Origin of the sequence: Actinomadura sp. 3N407 (genome assembly GCF_052245875.1) — a bacterium.
GTDB lineage: Bacteria > Actinomycetota > Actinomycetes > Streptosporangiales > Streptosporangiaceae > Spirillospora.
Window position 1 is genome coordinate 272,710 of record NZ_JBQQBP010000012.1, and the last position, 6,362, is coordinate 279,071.

Below are 6,362 nucleotides of genomic sequence, written 5' to 3' on the forward strand. Positions count from 1 at the left end.
AACGGCGGTATTTTGGGGGCGTGTCCCCCTCCTCGGAGTTGGCATCGGCGGCGTACGACCTCGTCGAAGAAGTCCACGCGCTCACGGTCCCCCTGCCCGCGTACGACATCGGCGACGGTCACCTGCTCGCCGTGGACGGATCCGGATCTGGAAGCGGGCCTGAGGGGGCCTGCTCCATCATCGATGGTACGGGCCGCGCTAGTTTCTTCTCTTTCCGTTTTAGGCGGGTGGGAGTGGCGAGCGGCTTGTCTTATGTGCTGGAAGCCCTTGCGGCCGAGGCTGCGCTGCGTCCCTTTCGCAACCGTGACGCGGTCACTCTCATCACCGATAACCAGGTGGTGTATGACCTGGTCAACGCTGCATCAGGGCTCGGACAGGCGTCCTTCCTCACGCCGCTGGATCGTGACGCCTTGGGGTTGGCGCGTGAAGTCCGCCGCCACTGCCGCCGGTTGCGGGTCACCGTCCAGCGCGACACCACGCAGGGGGAGGTCGTCGCTCAGGCGCGTCACATGGTGGCGGCGCATCGGCTTGCGCTCGGCAGTCTGCAGCTGCGCGTCGATGGAATCGACCCGCGCCACGACGAGCAGGAGCGCGACTGGCTTGTGAAATTCGCTCAGTCACCAGGACGTAATGTCAAAGTTATTGAACGTAGGGGTAAATACCACCGCCAAGACCGCTTGAGACAGGAGGCGCTCCAGCCCATCAAGGCATCCATGCTGCCGCTGGTTGCGGCATTCGGTGAACGCCTTGAGCTGGGCTCCCTCTGGTATGAGCGGTCCGTCGTCGACGAGTTCGGACACCGACAAGGCATCGATGAGGACCCTGAACAGCCTTTCCAAGCACTGCTAAGCGCCATGGTCACTGACCCGCGCACCCTCGCGCTCGTATTGCCCAGCGGCGATGTTCTGGTCACCCTGGACGGGTCGGCCGTGCTCCTGGATCCCGCCCTGAGCCAGGTCAAGAACTTCGCGAACACACCCGACCAATATCTGAAAGATGCTTTCGCGATCCCGTAGGCCCCCACCGGCCCGCCTGCCCTCACCTGCGAGCGGTAGTTCGACGTGGGGAACGCTTCAGATGGTGATTGAGGCGAGAAAGTCGCGGGCGGCCGGTGTCTTTCGGTAGGCGGTGAGCTTTCCGGTGAAACCGCTGAGTGTGGAGGAGCTGCGGGCGGATGCGACGCCTCCGAGGAGGGTGACGGCTTTGCTCGCGCTGGCGCAGGCGCCTTCGACGTCGCCTTGGGCGAGGTGGGCTTCGGCGGTCCTTGCCAGGTAGAGGGCGTGGTCGCGGTGGTAGCCGTCCTTGTCGTAGGCGGCGGTGCGTGCGGCGTCGAAGTGCCGCAGAGCTCGAGCGGGGTCGCCGAGGTCGAGGGCGCACGAGCCGGCCATGTTCTCCAGTTCCCCGGTCGATAGCCAATAGCACCAGGACGGGTCCTGGTCATGCGGGCCGTGGGCGTGAGCGGCGTAGGCGGCGTTCAATGCGCGGTCGGATTGCGCGCGGTGGCCGGCTTTGGCGTGGGCTCGTGCGATGCGGGCGTGGAGTGTGGCCAGTACACGTGGGGTGCTGCCGCCGTGGCCGAGGGCGTTCTGTGCGGCTTCGACCAGGTCGATGGCATCGGCGGGGTTCCCGGTGGAGTAGGTCTGGATGGCCATGAAGGCCAGGGTGTTGGCGCCTGTGGTGTGGTCGTCGGCGACGGCGGCGGCGCGTAGGGCGGTGAGGTAGTAGCGCTGCGCAGCGGCGTGGTGCCCGGAGTCGAAGGAGAGCCAGCCGCACAGGCGTGCGGCCTCGGCGACGGCGGAGTGGAGGCGGGCGCCGACGGGGCTGGTGTAGCTGGCGTCGTTGAGCAGGCGGGTGGCGAGTTTGAGTTCCTCGGCGGCCAGAGGGCGCAGCGTGCCGCCGCCCAAGGTGTCGTCCAAGCGCCGTAGATGATCAAGGCGGTGGTCGATGTGGTTGACCATGGTCGAGGTGACGGTGAGCCGGCCATGCGTTGCGGATGGGGCAAGACGTCCGAGGGAGGCGACCCAGTGGTCGGCGGCGCCGGTGAGGGTCGCGCCGGTGGCGATCAGGAATGCACGACGGTCCATCGGCCCTCCGCGTGTGGTGTCGGCCAGGGCATGGAGCATGCCCGCCTGCGTCCACGGTAAGTGGATGACCGAACGGTTATCGAGGGCGAGCAACAGCCAGTCGGGCCATCCGATGGTGTGGACGGCGTCGACGGGGATGTCGTGCAGGTCGGCGATGGCGAGTTGGGCGGTGGGTTCGGGGACGGCGGTCCCGTTCTCCCAGCGGCTCATCTTCTGGCGTCTGGTGGCCATGGCCCCGTAGCCGAGGGCGACGTGACGGTCGGCCACGCGTTTCAGATACTGCTCGGCTGTCAGGGGCTTGGGGCCAAGCGTGTGGCGCAGGAAGGTCAGCGGGTGGGTGTACAGCGGTGGCGTCACGGCGGGTGCCCCCTCGGGGTGGGGTGACACAGCGAGATGGGGGGGTGCTGCGCACACCGTAGAGCCGGGGGGTGACGTCGGTCCGGGCTGATGGCGAGGAAGGCAACACGAGGCAACAGAGCATCTGTTCCCTCCCAGCGTGGTCAGCGGTTGCCTGAATGCGTCGTCGACCCGGCCCCGCTGGGGGCCGATGAGCCGAGGAGGGGCACGAAGATGCCGACACAGCAGTGTGCGGGCCGTACGGGCGTGTGGCTGGTGGGCGCGCGGGGTTCGGTGGCGACCACCACCGTGCTGGGGGTGCTGGCGATCCGCGCGGGCCTGGCCGGAACCGGCGGGATGGTGACCGCGCTGGAGCCGTTCGCCGATGCGGGGCTGCCCGACGTCGACGGGCTGGTCTTCGGTGGCCACGACGTCGCCGAGGTGCCGTGGCCGAACAAGGCCGAGGCGCTGGCGCGCGATGGGGTGCTCCCGGCGCGGCTGGCGGCGGCCCTGGCCGGTGACCTGGCCGCGGCGGAGGCCGAGTTGCGGCCCGCGCCGGCCACCGGCCATGCAGGACGCGACGTCCAGCAGATCAGTGCGGACCTGGCCGCGTTCGCCGACCGGCACGGGCTGGACCGCGTGGTGGTAGTGCACGTCGCTTCGACCGAGCCGGCCGCCGCCGCGCACCCCGCCCACCAGGATGCCGACGCGGTCGCTGGCGCGCTGGAGGCAGGCGAGGCGGTGCTGCCGCCGAGCTCGCTGTACGCGTGGGCGGCGATGACCGCTGGCTGCGCCTACGTCGACTTCACCCCGTCGACGGGGGCGCGGCTGCCCGCCCTGGACCAGCTCGCCGCCCGGCTGCAGGTGCCGTACGCGGGGCGGGACGGTAAGACGGGGGAGACGCTGGTCAAGAGCGTGCTGGCGCCGATGTTCGCCTGCCGCAATCTGCGGGTGGGGTCGTGGTCGAGCGTGAACCTGCTCGGCGGCGGGGACGGAGCCACCCTCGCCGAGCCCGGCGCCAACACAGCCAAGACCGCCAGCAAGGCCGAGGTGCTGCAGGCGACACTGGGCTACCAGCCCGATGGCGAGGTCCGCATCGACAACGTCGCCGACCTGGGGGACGCCAAGACCGCATGGGACCTGGTCACCTTCACCGGGTTCCTGGGGACCCGGATGCGGCTGGACTTCACCTGGTCCGGGATCGACTCCGCGCTGGCCGCGCCGCTGGTGCTGGACCTGGCCCGCCTCACCGCCCGCGCCCACCAGAGCGGCCGTGCCGGTGCGCTGGAGGAGTTGGCGTTCTTCTTCAAGGACCCGCATGGCGGCGGGCCGCACGACCTGGCGGCGCAGTGGCGCCGGCTATGCGACTTCGCCACCGACCTCGCCACCGCCCAGCCGCCCGCCCCCACGACGGCGCCCGCGCCCGCGTCCTGACCGGAAGGTTCCCGTTTCCATGATCAGCGACTTCACCTACGTGCCCGCCGCGCACCGGCGGGCGGACGAGCCGTTCGAGATCGTCGAGCGCAAGGGCACCGGTCACCCCGACACCCTCGCCGACGCGCTCGCCGAACACCTCTCGGGCGTCTACTCCAGCTACACCCGCGACCGGTTCGGGGCGGTGCTGCACCACCAGTTCGACAAGACCGGCATCCTCGGCGGCCGCGTCCAGGTCGGGTTCGGGGCCGGGCAGATGCTCGCCCCGGTCCGGGTCCTGCTATCGGGCCGCGCGTCCGGTTCATTCGCCGGCGAACCCATCCCGGTCCGCGAACTGCTCTGCGACGCTACCCGCCAGTTCTTCGCCGACCGGTTCCCCATGCTCGACGTCGAGCAGGACCTGCGGATGATGTACCAAGTCAGCCAGGGCGACAGCCCCGGCGGCGTCGGCGGCAAAAACACCGCGAACGTGCGCAGCCGCTGGTTCGCGCCGCACTCGCTGGACGACCTGCCGGAACTGACCAAGCTGGCATGCAACGACACCTCCTCCGGCGCCGCGTTCAGCCCACCAACCCCGACCGAGCAGCTGGTCCTGGACGTCGAGAGCGTGCTGGCCGGCCAGGAGCGGCCGGCGTGGCTGGGCAGCGACATCAAGGTGATGGCCTACCGCACCGGCAGCCGCGTCCAGCTGACCTGCGCCGTCCCGCAGATCGCCGCGCACGTCCCGGACCTGGACACCTACCTGACCAACCGGGAGGCGGCGCGCGCCGCTCTGGAACGGCACGCCGCCGACCGCTACCCGGCCCTGACCGTGCAGGTGTGGCTGAACACCCGCGACGACGAGCAGCGGCCGGAGCTGTACCTGACCCACACCGGCTCCTCGATCGAAACCGGCGACGAGGGGCTGGTCGGCCGCGGCAACCGGTACGGCGGGCTGATCTCGGCGATGCGGCCGTTCACCATGGAGGGCATCTCCGGCAAGAACCCCGTCTACCACACCGGCAAGGTCTACTGCGTGGCCGCCGACCTGATCTGCCGCGGCGTCCACGCCGAGCTCGGGCACGGCGCCGAGGCGGTTCTGATCGGCCAGAGCGGCCGGGAACTGACCGATCCGTGGGCAGCCGCGGTGCGCGTCGAACCCCGTCCGGGCGCCACCGCTGCCCCCGACCGGGCGGCGGTGGCGCCGCTGGTCGACAAGGCCCTCGCCGCCCTGCCCGCGACGGTGGAGGACATCCTGGCCGGCTTCTACCCGCTGCACTGAGGCAGGAGAACCAGGTGACCAGGGAACCGGCCCGCGCCGCGGTGTTCGCGGCGGGCCTGGACCAGGCGACCGCCGGATACCGGCTGCCGCTGGAGCATCTGATCCCGGCCGCCGGGCGGGCCGGTTTCCAGGTCCTGGAGGTGCCCGCCTTCGCCGTCGCGCGCCTGCGGACGCGGCACGGCCACGTCGGTTTGGTGCGCCTCCTGGAACGCCACCATGTCACGATCGGGCAGCTGTCGTGCGGCACGGGGATCCCCGCCGACCTCACTGTGCCCGCCGGCCAGTGGGTGGACGCGGTCCAGGCGTGGCGGGGTTCGTGCCAGCTGGCCGCTGCGGTGGGCTGCCCTCGGCTGTCGGTGTTCGCCGGCCGCGCGGCGGCCGACCCCCCGCCCTCGAGTGCGGTGACGAATGCGGGCATGGTCGCCACGCGGGTCGACGAGCTCACCGCGATGGCCGCCGACCACGGGCTGTCGGTGAACGCCGAGTTCCACGCACCCGCTCTACTGCAGGACGCCCCGCAGCTCCTGCCGGCCACCGGCAACGTCGGGCTGCTGGTGGACGTCGCGGCGCTCGCCCTGGCCGGACTCGACCCCGCCGGCTACATGGCCGCGCTGCCGGACGGCGTGATCGGCTGGGTGCATCTGGCCGACCTCCCCGCTCCGCGGCCCGGTGAGCCCGCCGGCCGGGTCCTGCCCGGGCTGGGCACCCTGCCGCTCGACCGCGCCCTGCGCGCGGCCGCCGCCCGCGGCTACAGCGGTCCGGTGACGGTGGAGGTTCCCCGCCCGCAGCCCCACACGCTGGACGCGGGACCGGCTGCCGAGCATCTGCGCCGGGCTGCCGCGACGCTGACCGGCGAGCCACTGGCCCGCTTCTTCGCGCTCGGGAGCCGACGATGACCCCTCACCTGGCGGCCCCGCACCTGGCCGCAGTCGTCGCGGCAGCCGTCGCGTTGGCCCGGGATGCGTTCGCCGTCCCGGCCCGGGGCGGCATGATGATGGGCGGCGGCGCGACCGCCAACCAGGTCATCGCCATCATCGACGAGGCGGGGCAGCGCCGGTGGGTGCTGCGCGGATCCCGCCGCGACCCCCGCGCGGACCGGCTGGAGTTCCTGGCCGCGGTCTGAGGGGCCGCGCGTTTTCCGGACAGCGTCCTGATGGGTGATCTGCGGGTAGATCTACGCCGCTTGCTGTCGCTCCAGGTACTCGATGTGGACCTCAAGTGGGGTCCGGTACCCGTTCGCGGAATGA

Annotated in this window: 6 protein-coding genes; 5 read left to right on the forward strand and 1 reads right to left on the reverse strand. The window is 71.1% G+C overall.

All coding sequences use genetic code 11. The annotated features are described in order from the left end of the window. The first annotated feature begins 20 nt into the window (after window positions 1-20). A complete protein-coding gene (locus ACTWPP_RS29080) occupies window positions 21-1,016 on the forward strand; it encodes a hypothetical protein (protein WP_443107547.1) in 996 nt (331 codons plus the stop codon). A 57-nt stretch (window positions 1,017-1,073) separates the two neighbouring features. Here ACTWPP_RS29080 and ACTWPP_RS29085 read toward each other — a convergent pair whose 3' ends face one another. Next, window positions 1,074-2,441, reverse strand: coding sequence for a hypothetical protein (locus ACTWPP_RS29085; RefSeq protein WP_443107548.1), 1,368 nt, complete (start codon window positions 2,439-2,441; stop codon window positions 1,074-1,076). A gap of 213 nt (window positions 2,442-2,654) precedes the next feature. Between ACTWPP_RS29085 and ACTWPP_RS29090 the strand changes: the two genes are divergently transcribed. From ACTWPP_RS29090 to ACTWPP_RS29105, 4 genes are read left to right on the forward strand one after another with little or no spacing between them, the layout of a single operon-like run. Then, window positions 2,655-3,854, forward strand: a complete 1,200-nt coding sequence (locus tag ACTWPP_RS29090) for an inositol-3-phosphate synthase (RefSeq protein WP_443107549.1) — start codon at window positions 2,655-2,657, stop codon at window positions 3,852-3,854. A 19-nt stretch (window positions 3,855-3,873) separates the two neighbouring features. After that, window positions 3,874-5,115, forward strand: a complete 1,242-nt coding sequence (locus ACTWPP_RS29095; protein WP_443107550.1) for a methionine adenosyltransferase — start codon at window positions 3,874-3,876, stop codon at window positions 5,113-5,115. A 14-nt stretch (window positions 5,116-5,129) separates the two neighbouring features. Next, window positions 5,130-6,011 carry a sugar phosphate isomerase/epimerase family protein gene (locus ACTWPP_RS29100; RefSeq protein WP_443107551.1) on the forward strand — a complete coding sequence of 294 codons (882 nt, stop codon included), beginning with the start codon at window positions 5,130-5,132 and terminating at the stop codon, window positions 6,009-6,011. After that, window positions 6,008-6,238 (forward strand): hypothetical protein, encoded by a 231-nt coding sequence (locus ACTWPP_RS29105; RefSeq protein ID WP_443107552.1) that lies wholly within the window; start codon window positions 6,008-6,010, stop codon window positions 6,236-6,238. Before ACTWPP_RS29100 ends, ACTWPP_RS29105 begins: the two co-directional genes overlap by 4 nt. Window positions 6,239-6,362 lie beyond the last annotated feature (124 nt).